Here is a 15,655-nt window from a genome sequence, read left to right on the forward strand (position 1 = left end):
CCGGTCTCCTTGTCCTTGTCGATTTACGCTATGCTGAAGCCTGCCCGTAGCACGACAAGGAACCTCCATGAAAATTTCCCGCCTCGGCGAAGCGCCGGACTACCGCTTCTCTCTGGCTAATGAACGCACGTTTTTAGCGTGGATCCGCACCGCACTGGGCTTTCTGGCCGCAGGTGTTGGCCTTGACCAGCTCGCCCCCGATTTTGCCACGCCGCTGATTCGTGAAGTGCTGGCGCTGCTGCTGTGCCTGTTCGCGGGCGTGCTGGCGATTTACGGCTACCTGCGATGGCTGCGCAATGAGAAGGCGATGCGCCTGAAGCAGGATCTGCCCTATACGCGCGGGTTGCTCATCATCAGCGTGATTCTGCTTGCGGTGGCGGGCGTGGTGATGGGGCTGGTGTTCTATGGCGTATAGCCGCAAAGCGCGGCGCGAAGCGGACCCCGGCCTGCAGCCGGAGCGGACGTCGCTGGCCTGGCTGCGCACGCTGCTGGGGTATGGCGCGCTGATTGCCCTGGCGATTAAGCACAACTGGCACCGAACCGGGGTGCCATTCTGGATCTCTATTATTGTGCTGGCGCTGGTGGCCATCATTTTATGGCGCTATACCCGCAGCCGTAATCTGATGGACGTGGCGCAGAACGACTTTGTCCAGCCGAAGGCGGTGAGGGATAAGTTCCTGATCGCCCTGGCTGTGCTGTCTCTGTCTTTACTCTTCGCAGTGACTCACATTCAGCAAATTGTGAGCTTTTAAAGCCCGGTGGCGGCTACGCCTTACCGGGCCTACGATTAATGGCCTTTTGCTAAATACTTCGCCATCTCGTCTTCCGGCACCATGCCGCCGCCGGTCGCCCACACCAGGTGGGTAACGCTGGCATCTGAAGGCACGCGCAGCGGCCCGGCCATCCCCGCCAGCGCGGACGGTTCCAGCCGAATGCCTTCCTCCTGCGCCAGCCAGCCGAGCATGTCGTACATGCTCTGATCGGAAAGCGTATAGAACCCGTCAAGCAGGCGCTCCATCGCGCGGCCCACGAAGCCGGACGCACGTCCTACCGCCAGCCCGTCCGCTGCCGTCACGTTATCAATGCCAAGGTCCTGTACGGCAATCTCGTCGTGCAGGCCGGTATAGACGCCCAGAAGCATGCACGGGGAGTGCGTGGGCTCCGCGAAGAAGCAATGGACGTTGTCACCAAAGGCCAGCTTCAGGCCAAACGCCACCCCACCGGGGCCGCCGCCGACGCCGCACGGCAGGTAGACGTACAGGGGGTGCTCGGCATCCACCACGCGGCCCTGTTCGGCAAACTGCGCCTTCAGCCGCTCGCCTGCCACCGCGTAGCCCAGGAACAGGGTGCGGGAGTTTTCATCGTCAATGAAGAAGCAGTTCGGATCGCTTTCCGCCGCTTTGCGTCCCTGCTCCACCGCCACGCCGTAATCCTGCTCATATTCCACGACGATGACGCCGTGGCTGCGCAGTTTGGCTTTTTTCCACTCGCGGGCGTCGGCGGACATATGTACCGTCACCTTAAAGCCGATGCGGGCGCTCATGATGCCGATAGACATCCCCAGGTTGCCGGTTGAGCCTACCGCAATGCTGTACTGGCTGAAGAAGTCCTTAAAGCGCGGCTCCAGCAGGATGCTGTAGTCGTCTTCAACGCTCAGCAACCCGGCGTCCAGCGCCAGTTTTTCCGCGTGGGTCAGCACCTCGTAGATGCCGCCGCGCGCTTTAATCGAGCCGGAGATCGGCAGATGGCTGTCTTTTTTCAGCAGCAGACTGCCGGGAATGGGTTTGCCGGACTCTTTCGCCAGCCGCGCCTGCATTGCCGGAATGGCGACCAGTTCGGATTCAATAATCCCGCCCGTTGCCGCCGTTTCCGGGAAGGCTTTCGCCAGATACGGCGCAAAGCGTTTCAGGCGAGCGTGCGCGTCGTCCACGTCGGCTTTGGTCAGCCCGACATGCGGCAATCCTTCCGCCAGCGTTGTGGTACGCGGGTTAATCCATGTGGTTTCTTTCAGGGCAATCAGATCCTCAACCAGAGGAAACTGTGCGGTTAAAGTGGTGATAGTTGCGTTTTCCATAATACGTCTCTTCGCGCTCAGATAATGAAGGAAAGCAGGAATGTGCCGCCAAGTGCAAGCACCGAGGCGATAAACGTCGCCGTCGTATAGAATTTGAAGGTCTCATTCAGGGTCGCGCCGCAGTATTGCTTCACCAGCCAGAAGAGAGAATCGGTCACGATCGTGCAGCCAATGGCGCCGGAACCGATGGCAATCGTGATGATCTCCGGGCTGACGTTCGGGTAGAGCGGCAGCATCGGCGCGACGATGGCCGTGGCGCCCATCATCGCGACCGTGGCGGAGCCTACGGCGGCATGCAGCACCAGCGCCACCAGCCAGGCGAGCAGGATAGGGTGCATGTGCAGGTTCGAGAGAATTTGCGCCAGCGAGTCCGCCAGTCCGCTGGTTTTCAGGATGGCGTTGAACGCGCCGCCCGCGCCGATAATCAGCAAAATGTTGGCGATAGAGCCAAAGCCGTGCTCCGTATGGGTCAGCATTGCGCCCATGCCCATGTGCTGGCGGATGCCCAGCAGGTAGTAAGCGACAAACACGGCGATAAACATCGCGGTGATCGGGTTGCCGATAAACTCCAGCAGCGTATACAGCGTGCCCTCTTTTGCCATATTCAGCTCGGCAATGGTTTTCACCAGCATCAGGGCAATTGGCAGCAGCACCGTGAACAGGGTAGCGCCCAGCGACGGCAGGGTGTGCTCTTCCCGCACCTTCAGGTCTGAAAATTCCGCCGGAACCGGCTTAAACGGCAGACGGTTGCCCAGCAGTTTCAGGAACAGCGGGCCGCCGACCAGCGAGGCCATCAGGCCCACCAGCAGACCGTAGACAATCACCGTCCCGACGTCCGCCCCTAATTTATTGGTCACAAACAGCGCGGCCGGATGCGGAGGCACCACGCAGTGCACCGCCATCAGCGCGGTACAGAGCGGAATGGCCAGCTTGAGCAGCGACGTGTGGGTCTTTTTGGCGATGGAAAACGCCAGCGGGATCAGCAGTACCACGCCCACTTCCACGAACAACGTAATGCCGCAGATCAGGCCCACCAGCACCATAATCACGTCTGCTGACAGCCAGCGGCAGCGCTGCAGCGTAATGCCAATGCGTTCCGCCGCGCCGGAGACTTCCATCATTTTGCCGAGAATGGTGCCCAGACCAATCACCGCCGCCAGGAAGCCCAGCGTACCGCCAATCCCGCTCTCAATGGCGTTCACCATATCCAGCGGGCTCATCCCCATCATCGCGCCAACGAAAAAGCTCGCCAGCAGTAGCGCGAGGAACGGGTGAAACTTCAGTTTTACGATGGTTAAAACAATCAACACAATGCTGACCAGCAGCGTTGCCACAACCCAGACCTGAGATTCCATATCTCACCTCACCCTTATGTCATCTGTGGGTATTGGACGAAAAAACGGCGGGGGCTGACAAACGATATAAATTGGCGTTCAGGTGAGCCAGATTGGATCAACTGAGTGACTACGCTCTAAAAAGTGCACTTAATTCGTATTAGGTTCACATAAATTCACCCTTGAGCGGTATGCTGAGCGCAGAAACCCCGCGTGAGAATTGTGATGACCGATGCAAATGAAGCCAGAAACCGGCTGTTAAACGGCTGGCAGCTGTCGAAAATGTATACCTTTGAAGTGGCTGCCCGGCATGAGTCCTTCGCCCTGGCGGCGGAGGAGCTGTCGCTCAGCCCCAGCGCGGTGAGCCACCGCATCAACCTGCTGGAAGAGGAGTTGGGTATTCAGCTGTTTGTCCGCTCGCACCGTAAAGTCGAGCTGACGCAGGAGGGAAAGCGCGTTTACTGGACGCTAAAATCGTCCCTCGACATCCTGAATCAGGAGATCCTGGATATCAAAAACCAGGCGCTCTCCGGCACGCTGACGGTCTACTCCCGCCCGTCGATTGCCCAGTGCTGGCTGGTACCCATGCTGGGCGACTTTACCCGCCGCTACCCGTCGATTTCACTCACCATCCTGACCGGCAATGATTACGTCAATATGCAGCGAACCGGCGTCGATCTGGCGCTCTATTTTGACGATACGCCGCCAAACCACCTTGCTCATCACTTCCTGATGGACGAGGAGATTCTGCCCGTCTGCTCACCGCAGTATGCCCGCGAGCATGAGCTGCTGAAAAACCCCGATAACCTCAGCCACTGCACGCTGTTGCACGACCGTCAGGCCTGGAGCAATGATTCCGGTACGGATGAGTGGCTGAGCTGGGTGCAGCACTTTGCGGTGAATATGCCGCCATCGTCGGGCATTGGTTTCGATCGTTCCGATTTAGCGGTTATTGCGGCCATCAACCACGTAGGCGTTGCGATGGGCAGAAAGCGGCTGGTGCAGAAACGGCTAGAACGGGGCGAGCTGATCGCCCCGTTTGGTGAAAAGACCCTCAAGTGTCATCAGCACTACTATATCTCGACGCTTTCTGGTCGTCAGTGGCCGAAAATAGATGCCTTTGTCGGCTGGCTGAGAGAGCTGGCAGGTTGAAGAATTATTACGCTTTCGCTCTACACCAAATGTGAAAAAGCGTGCTAAATACAGGTAATGCTTTCGATTTATCCAGGGTAAACCGTGCTAAAGCCTCTCATTGCTACCGCGTTACTGATCTCTTCCGGCTGGGCCATTGCCGCCGAGCCTCCGCTGACGGCTGCCCGTTATGCGCAGCAGCTGGGCGTCGGGATGGATGTGGACTGGGCGCGCACCGAGCGCGGCATACGCGAGTTCGACCCGCTGGTGGTTCGCGATTTTCGCGCAAAAGGCATTACCCACGTGCGCATTCGCGTGGCCGATGAGCCGACGGAAGCGCGGCTGATCCACCTGCGCAAGCTGGTGGAAGCCTGCGAGCAGTATGGCGTGATTCCGATTATTGCTTATCAGGCCGATGAATATAAAAACGACCCCAAAGCCGATAACGAGAAAGAGACGATCAACTGGTGGATTGCCGTGGCGCACTATTTCGGCCAGAGCTATCCGCTGCTGGGTTTTGACCTCATTTATGAGCCAGCCGACAAGCTTAACCACAACCTCGCGTCGTTAAACCGCGTGTATGAAAAAACCATTAAAGCGATCCACGACATCGACCCGCAGCGCATGATTTTCATTGCGCCGCGCCTGCGTGCCGCGCCGGAGGATTTATCCGGCCTGAAGCTGCCTGCGCACAGTCAAAACTACCTGCTGGCGGAGTGGCATATTTTCCCGTGGGGGCCGCTGAAAAATAGCGGTAAATACCCGTGGACGTCCGGCACGGCGGCGGAGAAGGCGGCTATCCGTAACCGCATCAGCACCGCGCTGCGCTGGCAGCAAAAAACCGGGCACGTCAGTTGGGTCGGGGGCTGGGGCGTGGGGGAGTCAAACCACCTCACGCCAACCGCTTCGCAAATGGCCTTCGCCACCTTTATGGCCTGCGAGCTGCAAAAGGCGAAAATCCCGTATGCGCTTAACGCGGATTTCCAGTTTTACGACGGGGAAGAGGGGGCCTGGCGGCCTGCGCCGGAGCCATTATTGCAGGCGATGATTGCGCCCGTCTGTGAAAAGCCCGGCGAGAAGCCGGGCCATCATGCGGTTAAACCGGCTGCTCGTGATGCGGAACGCGCGACGACAGCGGCAGCCAGCACAGTAAAATCAGCAGCCCCATTAGCGTCATCAGCAGGCCCAAACTAGCCTGCCCGGTCTGCGGCATCATGGCGGAGAGCCAGGCCAGCGCGCCGGAACCGATGTTCTGCAAACCGCCCACCAGCGCGCCCGCCGTGCCTGCGAGGAACGGGAACGGCTCCATCGCGCCGCTGGTGGCGAGCGGGAACAGCATTCCCGCGCCGAAGAAGAACAGCGCCGCCGGAATCAGCAGCGTCCAGACGGTCATCACGCCAAACAGCCCCGGGATCCACATCATCAGACCCGCCAGCAGGCAGCTGATCACGGCCTGCCACATCAGAGTTGAAAAGCGCTTGTTCTGACGCCCGGCAAACCAGGCGCCAAAGAACGCCGCCGGGATTGGCAGAATAAACAGAATGCTCACCACCATGCTGCTCAGGCCAAGACCCGCGCCCAGCAGCACGCCGGAGCAGGCTTCGAACACTGCAATACCCGCCAGGCCGCCGATCAGCATCAGCAGGTAGCAGGTAAACGCGCCGTTGCCGAACAGCGTCTTATAGCTTGTGAGAAGCTTCGTGCGCGGCGCGTCTTTTGGACGGGTTTCCGGCATCCAGCGCGCCATGCTGAAGGTGACAATTACGCAGAGCACCAGCAGAAAGGCGTAACAGGCGCGCCAGGACCACATTGTGTCCAGCAGGCCGCCAATCAGCGGAGCGAGAAGCGGGCTGACCAGAATGCCCATATTTAACAGGCTGTTGGCGTGGCGGAGCTGGGTGCCCTGATACATATCGCGCGGTAAGGTTCGCGCCATCACCCCGCCGACACCCGTCCCAACGCCCTGCAGTGCGCTGGCGGCAATCAGTACGGTCAGGCTGTGGGTGGTAATGGCAATCACCGTCGCTACCATGAAAATGCTCATGCCCACCAGGATCACCGGGCGACGCCCGACGCGGTCGGAGAGCGGGCCGTAGAAGAGCTGTGAAACGCCATAGGTCAGCAGGTAGGCTGCCATCACGCTCTGCACCGCGCCTTCACGGACGTTCAGTTCCTTTGCCATGTCGGCAATCGCCGGAATGTAGATGGTTTGCGCCATCTGACCGACGGCCACCAGTAACACCAGCATCAACAATAAGTTAACGTTCCTTTGCTTTTTCATGTCGCTGAATACTTTTGCCAAAAGAGAGAAATGAAGAATAAGTGACTACGCATTCCCATAAATGCGCGAGGAATCTACCACAGACAGATGACAATTTAAGCATTGTTGCGGTGAATGAAAAAAACCGGGAAAGGCAGGATTTGTAAACAAGAACGGCAACTAATGTTGCCAGCGATTTACGCCAGACGCAGCAGAATAGCGCCGACAGCAATACCCAGCGCTGCCGCGATGCGCAGGCCCGCAACCTTCTCTTTTAAAAGGACAAAGGCGATCAGCGCCCCGAAAAGAATCGAGGTTTCACGCAGCGCGGCGACCACCGCCAGCGGCGCCTGCGTCATCGCCCAGAGGGCCAGACCGTAAGAGCCCATGGTCCCCACTCCGCCGAGCAGCCCTTTTTTCCAGTGCAGGCGCAGGTAGCTGGACGCCTCGCGCCGACGCGCCACCATCGCCCAGCCCAGCAGGCAGAAGCCGTTCATAAAGAAGGTCCAGAGCGTGTAGCCCAGCGCGGTGTCCGACAGCCGCACGCCGGTGCCGTCCACCAGCGTATACCCGGCGATAAAACAGGCATTCAGCAGCGCCAGCCAGATCCCCCTGCGTGACTGCATGCGGCCATTCATCGCCATCGCCAGAATCGACAGGCAAATGACTCCGATACCGGACCAGGCGAGCCAGGAGAGATGGTCGCCGAGCGCCAGCACGCTGATCAGCGCCACCAGCAGCGGGGCGGTGCCGCGCATCAGCGGATAGGTCTGGCTCATGTCCGAGACCTGATAGGTTTTCGCCACCAGCACGGTGTAGACCACCTGTAAGGCGCAGGAGACGATCAAAAACGGCCAGCTTGCCGCAGAAGGCTGTGGTGAGAAGGGCAGTAAAATCAGGGCAATAATCGCGGCTGAGCCGCTAACGCCGATCGCAGAGTAGAGTTTATCCGTTCCGGCTTTAACGATAGCGTTCCAGCTGGCATGCAGCAGTGCGGCGAAAAGCAAAATGCAGAAAACGGTGATGGTCATGGCGTATTGGGTGATGAATTGTCACTCAACTGTAACATTCACATCCTGATGCCGCCAGCCGGTTACACCGCACAAAAAAGGCGGTGCGTCACCCGTGGTTCGTCTGAGACCAGCGTAAAACCGGCTCGATTGTAAAATCCGTACGCGCTGTCCGGCGCGTGAGTATTCAGAAAATCAAACCAGATGCTGGCATCCGCCATCACTACGGTTAAAAGCTGTTTTCCAATGCCCAGCCCGCGGCACTTCTCGCTGACGTAGAGATGGCGAATGCGTCCGGCACGCGGCTGCTGGCTGAACGGATCGCGGTTGAGGCCACACACGCCCACCAGCTTGCCGTTAAGAAACGCACCCAGCAGCTTTTCACCCGGCGCGTTAAAGCGGTTCTCACCCCGCAGCCAGTTCTCTTCCAGCCTGCGCAGCATGTTGAAATTCAGCGCGATACTTTCCGCCTTCAGGGCGATATACCCCGGCTCATCCGGTGTGACAGGCTCAATTAACAGACGCGACATAGCATTCCCTCGTTATTAAAGAGGGGCGGTTGCCCGCCCCTCTCAGGTGCGACTTGAACCTGAATTACCGAATGTATTTCAGGACAGCATCAAGCAGTTGCAGTACTGCAACAATGAGTTTGAGGATAAGTATCACCATATCCACTACGCTCATACGCGTCTCCTTTTGGTTAAAAGGAGCACGATGCTGGCGTACCTTTCCGCCGCCTGTTGCCAGCACCTGGATTGACGTAACACAGTGTGCTCACTTCAGGGGTTAAGGCACTGACGGCACCACCCGTTTCAGCCAGGACTTCGTTGCGCCGGTAAACTGCGGCCCCCTCGCTCACTGCGAACACCCTCAGTATAGATAAATACTGTATGCATGAACAGTATTTTTTGGACAAAAATCGAAAGGCGATCCATACTCAAAAACGTCAAAATCCGTGCCGGAATTGCGCGTTCGAGTTCGATCGCGTATACTTTTTCCGTTGACGTAACACAGTGTGTTCTGCGGCAACCAACCGCAAAACCCTGATAAAAACCTCGCTCCGGCGGGGTTTTTTGTTTTCAAATGTTAGTCAGAAAAACGATACGTGTTGACACATTGGCAATGCATGATATTGTTGCCATAATGGCAACGGACGCAGCAGGCATGCAGTATGCATTTAATTTCTATGAAGGCAATTATTGATGCGGTAAAACAGTTCCCGCAGCATAAGGAAGAGCTCCTTTTTTTAGGTCGCACTATCGAAAAGAGCCATTGCCCGACACCTGCTGTGCTGAAACAAATTTTTCCGACGCTGGATAACTTTAAATATCTGGATAAGCATTATGTGATTGATATTGCAAATAACAATCTCAGAGTAGTGGCTCTCATATTCTTTGAAAGCCAAAAGTTCTATGTGCGCCATGTTTTTACTCATAAGGAATATGACCGTTTTACGGAGAAACATCGCACTAAGGGGAAGAAATGATGATCGTCGCTGATGCAATGAAAGCAACGCATGCCCTTGTCGAGGCTGTCCCTTTACTGGGTGAACATCCGAATGAGAAAGATTATCAGGATGCACTTGAGCTGGTTGAGTATCTGCTCATGAATGAACCTGGTAGTCCTTTGCTGGATATCGTATGTGCAAGAATAAGTCGTTATGAAGCGAATCGACCCGAGATTGTCGCCTTGCGTCAGGAGATGGAATCTGTTCCAGTGGGAATTGCGGTTTTAAGAACCCTTATGGATCAGTACAAACTGACCATTTCAGATTTTCAGGATGAAATTGGCAGTAAATCAATGGTTTCAAGGGTATTGAATGGACAGCGTCAGCTGACGTTAAACCATATAAAAAAACTGGCGGTGCGCTTTGGGGTATCGCCTGCACTGTTTATTGAATGAAATAAAACGGTCGACAGCCCTTTATCACTCAACAAACGAAACGTGATCTCTGACGCATTTTTGCGCAGATGAAAATATTTCCATTGTCACGCCCGAAAACCTGTGTTTGTATAAATTCAATCAATGAATCCAAACACAGGTCCCCAATGACTTCATCCATCTTCACTTCGACCCTACTAAAAACTGCGCAACCAGCCGCAGTGGTCGTCGTGCGTGTGGTGGTGGTCGTCGGCAATGCGCCGTAGGGACTGGATCAACACACGAATCCAAAACCCCGCCGGCGCAAACCGGGCGGGGTTTTTCGTTTAGGACCCTCCCCGGAAAGTCGGCCCAGAAGAAAAGGACTGGAGCATGGCAAGTTCGGGCACAACATCCACAAAGACGCGTTTTACAGGCGCGCAGCTGATTGTTCATTTACTGGAACGACAGGGCATCACCACGGTTGCGGGTATCCCGGGTGGAACCGTGCTGCCGCTGTACGATGCGTTGAGCCAAAGCACGCAGATCCGCCACGTGCTGGCGCGTCACGAGCAGGGGGCAGGTTTTATTGCTCAGGGCATGGCGCGTACCCAGGGTAAACCGGCGGTCTGTATGGCCTGTAGCGGGCCGGGCGCCACTAACCTGGTGACCGCCATCGCCGACGCGCGTCTCGACTCCATTCCGCTGATCTGCATTACTGGCCAGGTGCCGTCCTCGATGATCGGTACCGATGCGTTTCAGGAAGTGGATACCTACGGCATCTCTATCCCCATCACCAAACATAACTATTTAGTTCGCGATATCAGCGAGCTGCCTCAGGTTATCAGCGATGCGTTCCGCATTGCGCAGTCTGGCCGCCCGGGCCCGGTGTGGATAGACATTCCTAAGGATGTCCAGACCGCAGAGATCGAGATCGACATCCTGCCGGAGCCGGGCGAGCGCGCCCCCGCGCCGGAATTCAGCGCTGAAAGCGTGCGCGACGCCGCCGCCATGATTAATGCAGCGAAACGCCCGGTGCTCTATCTGGGCGGCGGGGCGATTAACGCTGCGGATGAAATCCGCCAGTTTGCGGAAAAGGCCAACCTGCCGACCACCATGACCCTGATGGCGCTGGGTATGCTGCCTAAAGCGCATCCGTTGTCATTAGGTATGCTGGGCATGCACGGTGCGCGCAGCACCAACTACATCCTGCAAGAGGCGGATTTGCTGATTGTTATGGGCGCACGTTTTGATGACCGGGCGATTGGCAAAACCGAGGAGTTCTGCCCGAACGCCAAAATCATTCACGTGGATATCGACCGCGCCGAGCTGGGTAAAATCAAACAGCCGCACGTGGCGATTCAGGGCGACGTGGCCGAAGTGCTGGCGCAGCTGATCCCGCAGACGGACGCAACTGACCGGGCCGACTGGCGTCAGCTGGTGGCCGATCTGCAGCGCGAGTTCCCGGGCGCTATCCCAGCTGAGGGCGACCCACTGAGCCACTACGGGCTGATCAACGCCGTGGCCGCCTGCGTGGACGACAGCGCGATTATCACCACTGACGTGGGCCAGCACCAGATGTGGACCGCGCAGGCGTATCCGCTGAACCGTCCGCGCCAGTGGCTGACCTCCGGCGGCCTCGGCACCATGGGCTTCGGCCTGCCGGCGGCAGTAGGCGCGGCGCTCGCCAACCCGGACCGCAAGGTTATCTGCTTCTCCGGCGACGGCAGCCTGATGATGAACATTCAGGAGATGGCCACCGCGGCCGAAAACCAGTTAGACGTGAAAATTATTCTGATGAACAACGAGGCGCTGGGCCTGGTACACCAGCAGCAGAGCCTGTTCTACAAGCAGGGCGTGTTTGCGGCGACCTATCCGGGGATGATTAATTTTATGCAGATTGCCGCCGGCTTTGGCCTGCACACCTGCGATCTGAACGCGGAAGAAGACGCCCACGCGGCGCTGCAGGCGGCGATTTCTCGTCCCGGCCCGGCGCTGATCCACGTGCGTATCGACCCTGAACAAAAAGTGTATCCGATGGTGCCGCCGGGTGCGGCCAATACTGAGATGGTGGGGGAATAAACCATGCAGAAACAACATGATAACGTCATTCTGGAACTCACCGTCCGCAACCACCCTGGCGTTATGACCCACGTCTGCGGGCTGTTTGCCCGCCGGGCGTTTAACGTGGAAGGCATTCTCTGCCTGCCGATTCAGGGCAGCGAGCACAGCCGCATCTGGCTACTGGTCAACGACGATCAGCGTCTGGAGCAGATGATGGCGCAGATCGACAAGCTGGAAGACGTCACCAAAGTGGCGCGCAACCAGTCCGATCCCACCATGTTTAACAAAATTGCGGTGTTTTTCGAGTAAATCGCTTAAGGTAAGCGTCTTTCGCTCTTGTAGGCCGGATAAGCGCAGCGTCATCCGGCTTTTTCAGATCGCAGGAACACACATGACCACCATCGCTCTCATCGACGACCACCTTATCGTCCGCTCCGGCTTTGCCCAGCTTCTTAACCTCGAACCGGATTTTCAGGTCGTGGCCGAGTTTGGCTCCGGTCACGAGGCGCTGGCGGGCCTGCCGGGGCGCGGGGTGCAGGTCTGTATCTGTGACATCTCGATGCCGGATCTCTCCGGGCTGGAGCTGTTGAGCCAGCTGCCGAAAGGGATGGCGACGATCATGCTCTCGGTTCACGACAGCCCGGCGCTGGTCGAGCAGGCGCTCAACGCGGGGGCGCGCGGCTTCCTCTCCAAACGCTGTAGCCCGGACGAGCTGATCGCTGCCGTGCGCACCGTCTCCACCGGCGGCTGCTACCTGACGCCGGATATCGCTATCAAGCTGGCGGCCGGACGTCAGGATCCGCTCACCAGACGCGAGCGCCAGGTGGCGGAGAAGCTTGCCCAGGGCATGTCGGTGAAAGAGATTGCCGCCGAGCTGGATCTGTCGCCGAAAACCGTGCACGTCCACCGCGCCAACCTGATGGAAAAACTCAACGTCAGCAACGACGTCGAGCTGGCGCGCCGCATGTTCGACAGCTGGCAATGAGTCCCGTGTTTTCGCGGCTGATCGCCGTCGTCGCCAGCTTTTTTATCTTCTCCGCCGCGTGGTTTTGCCTGTGGAGCATCAGCCTGCACCTGGTGGAGCGCCCGGAGCTGGCGGTGCTGCTGTTTCCCTTCGGCCTGCGTCTGGGGCTAATGCTCCAGTGCCCGCGCGGCTACTGGCCCGTTTTGCTCGGCGCGGAGTGGCTGATGCTGATCTGGCTGGCGCAGGAGGTGGCCCTCGCGCATCTTCCCTTATTGATGACCGGAAGCCTGCTCACGCTTCTCCCCGTTGCCCTGATTTCCCGCTACCGCCACCAGCGCGACTGGCGCACGCTGCTGCGTCAGGGGGCGGCGCTGATTGCCGCCGCGCTGTTACAATCCCTGCCGTGGATCGGCGAGAAGGAGATGCTTAACGCCCTGCTTCTGACCCTGACCGGTGGTCTGACCCTCGCGCCGACCTGTCTGGTTTTCTGGCACTACCTCACAAGCACCGTCTGGCAGCCGCTCGGCCCCGCGCTGGTCTCCCAACCGGTGAACTGGCGCGCCCGACACCTCATCTGGTATTTGCTGCTGTTTATGGTGAGCCTGTGGCTGCAGCTTGGTCTGCCCGCCGAGCTTTCGCGCTTCACGCCGTTTTGCCTGGCGCTGCCGATCATCGCTCTGGCCTGGCACTACGGCTGGCAGGGGGCGCTGATCGCCACGCTGATGAACGCCATCGCGCTGATCGCCAGCCAGACCTGGCACGATCATCCGGTGGATCTGCTGCTCTCGCTGCTGGCCCAGAGCCTGACCGGACTGCTGCTCGGCGCGGGCATTCAGCGTTTGCGCGAGCTGAACCAGTCCCTGCAAGCCGAGCTGGCGCGCAACCGTCGTCTGGCGGAGCGTCTGCTGGAGACCGAGGAGAGCGTGCGTCAGGAGGTGGCTCGCGAGCTGCACGACGATATCGGCCAGACCATTACCGCCATCCGCACGCAGGCGGGCATTGTTCAGCGCCTGGCGGCGGATAACGCGGGCGTGAAGCAGGGCGGGGCGCATATCGAACAGCTTTCGCTGGGTGTCTATGACGCCGTTCGCCGCTTGCTGGGACGGCTACGTCCGCGCCAGCTTGATGACCTGTCGCTGGAGCAGGCGATACGCTCCCTGATGCGCGAGATGGAGCTGGAAAGCCGCGGCATTGTCAGCCATCTCGACTGGCGCATTGATGAATCATTGCTCAGCGAAGGCCAGCGCGTGACGCTGTTCCGCGTCTGTCAGGAGGGGCTGAACAACATCGTTAAACATGCCAATGCCAGCGCGGTGACGATCCATGGCTGGCAGCAGGACGAGCGCCTGATGCTGGTGATTGAAGACGACGGCTGCGGCCTGCCGCCGGGCTCCGGCCAGCAGGGCTTTGGCCTGGCGGGCATGCGCGAGCGCGTCAAGGCGCTGGGCGGCACGCTGACCCTCTCCTGCACCCACGGGACGCGCGTCAGCGTCAGTTTGCCGTTAAGGACGTATCATGTTTAAAACCCCAACCAGCGCGGCTCCGTTGCGCGACAAGGCGGAAATCGACGCCCGCTACCGCTACTGGCGTCGCCATATCCTGATCACCATCTGGCTCGGCTACGCGCTGTTCTACTTCACCCGCAAAAGCTTCAACGCCGCCGCGCCGGAAATCCTCGCCAGCGGCGTGATGACGCGCACCGATATCGGCCTGCTGGCGACGCTGTTTTACATCAGCTACGGGCTGTCGAAGTTCTTCTCCGGCATCGTCAGCGACCGCTCCAACGCGCGCTATTTCATGGGCGTTGGGCTGATCGCCACCGGCGTGGTGAACATCCTGTTTGGCTTTTCCACCTCGCTGTGGGCCTTTGCCCTGCTGTGGGCGCTGAACGCCTTTTTCCAGGGCTGGGGTGCGCCGGTCTGCGCCCGCCTGCTCACCGCCTGGTACTCGCGCAACGAGCGCGGCGGATGGTGGGCAATCTGGAACACCGCGCATAACGTCGGCGGGGCACTGATCCCGATGGTGGTGGGGGCTGCCGCGCTGCACTACGGCTGGCGCACGGGGATGATGATTGCCGGTGCCCTCGCGATTGTCGCCGGGCTGTTCCTCTGCTGGCGCTTGCGCGACAGGCCGCAAACCGTCGGCCTACCGGCGGTGGGCGACTGGCGGCACGACGAGATGGAGATCGCCCAGCAGCAGGAGGGCGCCGGGCTGTCCCGCCAGGAAATCCTCACCAAATACGTGCTGAAAAATCCGTACATCTGGCTGCTGTCCCTCTGCTACGTGCTGGTCTACGTGGTGCGCGCGGCGATCAACGACTGGGGTAACCTGTACATGTCCGAGACGCTCGGCGTGGACCTGGTGACCGCTAACTCTGCGGTGACGATGTTTGAGCTGGGCGGGTTTATCGGCGCGCTGGTGGCGGGCTGGGGCTCGGACAAGCTGTTCAACGGCAACCGCGGCCCGATGAATCTGATTTTTGCCGCCGGGATTTTACTCTCCGTCGGCTCGCTGTGGCTGATGCCGTTCGCCAGCTACGTGATGCAGGCGGCGTGCTTCTTCACCATCGGCTTTTTTGTCTTTGGCCCGCAGATGCTGATCGGCATGGCGGCGGCGGAGTGCTCGCACAAGGAGGCGGCAGGCGCGGCAACGGGCTTTGTCGGGCTGTTTGCCTACCTCGGCGCGTCGCTCTCCGGCTGGCCGCTGGCGCGGGTCATCGACGTCTGGCACTGGAGCGGGTTCTTCGCGGCGATCGCCATCGCGGCGGGCATCTCGGCCTTGCTGCTGCTGCCGTTTTTGCACGCCCAGGCGCCGCGCGAAGCGTGACGTGCCTCACCTTTTGTTGCCGAATGGCGCAAAACTAGGAAATTTTCCCGGTTTCACCTGGACGCTGTCTCAGGCATCTCTCCCGGCTGATTTTTACAATGCTGCAAAAATCAGCTCAGGAGTAAACCAACC

General features: G+C 58.9%; 18 protein-coding genes. 12 read left to right on the plus strand and 6 right to left on the minus strand.

Going from position 1 to position 15,655, the window contains the following annotated elements; all coding sequences use genetic code 11:
* Positions 1-67: 67 nt before the first annotated feature.
* A complete protein-coding gene (locus IB212_RS00105) occupies positions 68-415 on the plus strand; it encodes a YidH family protein (protein ID WP_041911723.1) in 348 nt (115 codons plus the stop codon).
* A complete protein-coding gene (locus IB212_RS00110; RefSeq protein WP_041911722.1) occupies positions 405-752 on the plus strand; it encodes a DUF202 domain-containing protein in 348 nt (115 codons plus the stop codon). Before IB212_RS00105 ends, IB212_RS00110 begins: the two co-directional genes overlap by 11 nt.
* Before the next feature lie 35 nt (positions 753-787).
* On the opposite strand, the gene dsdA is transcribed toward IB212_RS00110, so the two are convergent.
* Together dsdA and dsdX are read right to left on the minus strand one after the other, a co-directional pair.
* Positions 788-2,074, minus strand: coding sequence for a D-serine ammonia-lyase (gene dsdA, locus IB212_RS00115; protein ID WP_041911721.1), 1,287 nt, complete (start codon positions 2,072-2,074; stop codon positions 788-790).
* A 17-nt stretch (positions 2,075-2,091) separates the two neighbouring features.
* On the minus strand, positions 2,092-3,429 hold the full coding sequence (gene dsdX, locus IB212_RS00120) for a D-serine transporter DsdX (protein WP_041911720.1): 1,338 nt from the start codon (positions 3,427-3,429) through the stop codon (positions 2,092-2,094).
* Between the two features lie 204 nt (positions 3,430-3,633).
* Here dsdX and dsdC point away from each other — a divergent pair, with 204 nt between their 5' ends.
* Positions 3,634-4,560, plus strand: coding sequence for a DNA-binding transcriptional regulator DsdC (gene dsdC, locus IB212_RS00125; RefSeq protein WP_041911719.1), 927 nt, complete (start codon positions 3,634-3,636; stop codon positions 4,558-4,560).
* 84 nt (positions 4,561-4,644) lie between these two features.
* Positions 4,645-5,733 carry a glycoside hydrolase family 5 protein gene (locus IB212_RS00130; RefSeq protein ID WP_041911718.1) on the plus strand — a complete coding sequence of 363 codons (1,089 nt, stop codon included), beginning with the start codon at positions 4,645-4,647 and terminating at the stop codon, positions 5,731-5,733.
* On the opposite strand, the gene emrD is transcribed toward IB212_RS00130, so the two are convergent.
* The 4 genes from emrD to tisB all read right to left on the minus strand — a co-directional run bounded on the left by emrD (position 5,636) and on the right by tisB (position 8,493).
* The gene (gene emrD, locus IB212_RS00135; RefSeq protein WP_039024559.1) at positions 5,636-6,820 is read right to left on the minus strand and encodes a multidrug efflux MFS transporter EmrD; all 1,185 of its coding nucleotides are present in this window, start codon (positions 6,818-6,820) and stop codon (positions 5,636-5,638) included. The genes IB212_RS00130 and emrD overlap by 98 nt on opposite strands.
* Positions 6,821-6,996: 176 nt before the next feature.
* Complete coding sequence (locus IB212_RS00140) at positions 6,997-7,830, minus strand: EamA family transporter (RefSeq protein ID WP_028014955.1); 834 nt, start codon at positions 7,828-7,830, stop codon at positions 6,997-6,999.
* Positions 7,831-7,892: 62 nt separating this feature from the next.
* Entirely contained in the window at positions 7,893-8,339 is a 447-nt protein-coding gene (locus IB212_RS00145) for a GNAT family N-acetyltransferase (protein ID WP_028014956.1), read from the minus strand.
* Positions 8,340-8,403: 64 nt separating this feature from the next.
* Positions 8,404-8,493 (minus strand): type I toxin-antitoxin system toxin TisB, encoded by a 90-nt coding sequence (gene tisB / locus IB212_RS00150; RefSeq protein WP_041911717.1) that lies wholly within the window; start codon positions 8,491-8,493, stop codon positions 8,404-8,406.
* Between the two features lie 487 nt (positions 8,494-8,980).
* Here tisB and IB212_RS00155 point away from each other — a divergent pair, with 487 nt between their 5' ends.
* From IB212_RS00155 to IB212_RS00190, 8 genes are all read left to right on the plus strand, one after another.
* Positions 8,981-9,295: a type II toxin-antitoxin system HigB family toxin gene (locus tag IB212_RS00155; RefSeq protein WP_041911716.1), complete on the plus strand. Its 315-nt coding sequence runs from the start codon at positions 8,981-8,983 to the stop codon at positions 9,293-9,295.
* Entirely contained in the window at positions 9,292-9,711 is a 420-nt protein-coding gene (locus IB212_RS00160) for a type II toxin-antitoxin system HigA family antitoxin (protein WP_127334638.1), read from the plus strand. Before IB212_RS00155 ends, IB212_RS00160 begins: the two co-directional genes overlap by 4 nt.
* 146 nt (positions 9,712-9,857) lie before the next feature.
* On the plus strand, positions 9,858-9,956 hold the full coding sequence (gene ivbL, locus IB212_RS00165; protein ID WP_057979964.1) for an ilvB operon leader peptide IvbL: 99 nt from the start codon (positions 9,858-9,860) through the stop codon (positions 9,954-9,956).
* A gap of 106 nt (positions 9,957-10,062) precedes the next feature.
* A complete protein-coding gene (gene ilvB / locus IB212_RS00170) occupies positions 10,063-11,751 on the plus strand; it encodes an acetolactate synthase large subunit (RefSeq protein ID WP_041911715.1) in 1,689 nt (562 codons plus the stop codon).
* A gap of 3 nt (positions 11,752-11,754) precedes the next feature.
* The gene (gene ilvN / locus IB212_RS00175; RefSeq protein WP_010426528.1) at positions 11,755-12,042 is read left to right on the plus strand and encodes an acetolactate synthase small subunit; all 288 of its coding nucleotides are present in this window, start codon (positions 11,755-11,757) and stop codon (positions 12,040-12,042) included.
* Positions 12,043-12,124: 82 nt separating this feature from the next.
* Positions 12,125-12,718: a transcriptional regulator UhpA gene (gene uhpA / locus IB212_RS00180; RefSeq protein WP_041911714.1), complete on the plus strand. Its 594-nt coding sequence runs from the start codon at positions 12,125-12,127 to the stop codon at positions 12,716-12,718.
* Positions 12,715-14,220, plus strand: coding sequence for a signal transduction histidine-protein kinase/phosphatase UhpB (gene uhpB, locus IB212_RS00185; RefSeq protein WP_041911713.1), 1,506 nt, complete (start codon positions 12,715-12,717; stop codon positions 14,218-14,220). The genes uhpA and uhpB overlap by 4 nt, the downstream gene beginning before the upstream one ends.
* Positions 14,213-15,523 carry an MFS transporter gene (locus tag IB212_RS00190; protein ID WP_041911712.1) on the plus strand — a complete coding sequence of 437 codons (1,311 nt, stop codon included), beginning with the start codon at positions 14,213-14,215 and terminating at the stop codon, positions 15,521-15,523. Before uhpB ends, IB212_RS00190 begins: the two co-directional genes overlap by 8 nt.
* Positions 15,524-15,655 lie beyond the last annotated feature (132 nt).

The organism is Enterobacter sp. E12 (genome assembly GCF_014596715.2).
GTDB lineage: Bacteria > Pseudomonadota > Gammaproteobacteria > Enterobacterales > Enterobacteriaceae > Enterobacter > Enterobacter bugandensis.

Excerpts from the sequence above, each read along its gene's own strand:
- IB212_RS00105 (WP_041911723.1), top strand. The coding sequence starts at position 68 with ATGAAAATTTCCCGCCTCGGCGAAGCGCCGGACTACCGCTTCTCTCTG.
- ivbL (WP_057979964.1), top strand. The coding sequence starts at position 9,858 with ATGACTTCATCCATCTTCACTTCGACCCTACTAAAAACTGCGCAACCA.
- IB212_RS00110 (WP_041911722.1), top strand. The coding sequence starts at position 405 with ATGGCGTATAGCCGCAAAGCGCGGCGCGAAGCGGACCCCGGCCTGCAG.
- tisB (WP_041911717.1), bottom strand. The coding sequence starts at position 8,493 with ATGAGCGTAGTGGATATGGTGATACTTATCCTCAAACTCATTGTTGCA.
- uhpA (WP_041911714.1), top strand. The coding sequence starts at position 12,125 with ATGACCACCATCGCTCTCATCGACGACCACCTTATCGTCCGCTCCGGC.
- emrD (WP_039024559.1), bottom strand. The coding sequence starts at position 6,820 with ATGAAAAAGCAAAGGAACGTTAACTTATTGTTGATGCTGGTGTTACTG.
- dsdC (WP_041911719.1), top strand. The coding sequence starts at position 3,634 with ATGACCGATGCAAATGAAGCCAGAAACCGGCTGTTAAACGGCTGGCAG.
- uhpB (WP_041911713.1), top strand. The coding sequence starts at position 12,715 with ATGAGTCCCGTGTTTTCGCGGCTGATCGCCGTCGTCGCCAGCTTTTTT.
- ilvB (WP_041911715.1), top strand. The coding sequence starts at position 10,063 with ATGGCAAGTTCGGGCACAACATCCACAAAGACGCGTTTTACAGGCGCG.
- IB212_RS00190 (WP_041911712.1), top strand. The coding sequence starts at position 14,213 with ATGTTTAAAACCCCAACCAGCGCGGCTCCGTTGCGCGACAAGGCGGAA.
- IB212_RS00140 (WP_028014955.1), bottom strand. The coding sequence starts at position 7,830 with ATGACCATCACCGTTTTCTGCATTTTGCTTTTCGCCGCACTGCTGCAT.
- ilvN (WP_010426528.1), top strand. The coding sequence starts at position 11,755 with ATGCAGAAACAACATGATAACGTCATTCTGGAACTCACCGTCCGCAAC.
- dsdA (WP_041911721.1), bottom strand. The coding sequence starts at position 2,074 with ATGGAAAACGCAACTATCACCACTTTAACCGCACAGTTTCCTCTGGTT.
- IB212_RS00155 (WP_041911716.1), top strand. The coding sequence starts at position 8,981 with ATGCATTTAATTTCTATGAAGGCAATTATTGATGCGGTAAAACAGTTC.
- IB212_RS00145 (WP_028014956.1), bottom strand. The coding sequence starts at position 8,339 with ATGTCGCGTCTGTTAATTGAGCCTGTCACACCGGATGAGCCGGGGTAT.
- dsdX (WP_041911720.1), bottom strand. The coding sequence starts at position 3,429 with ATGGAATCTCAGGTCTGGGTTGTGGCAACGCTGCTGGTCAGCATTGTG.
- IB212_RS00160 (WP_127334638.1), top strand. The coding sequence starts at position 9,292 with ATGATGATCGTCGCTGATGCAATGAAAGCAACGCATGCCCTTGTCGAG.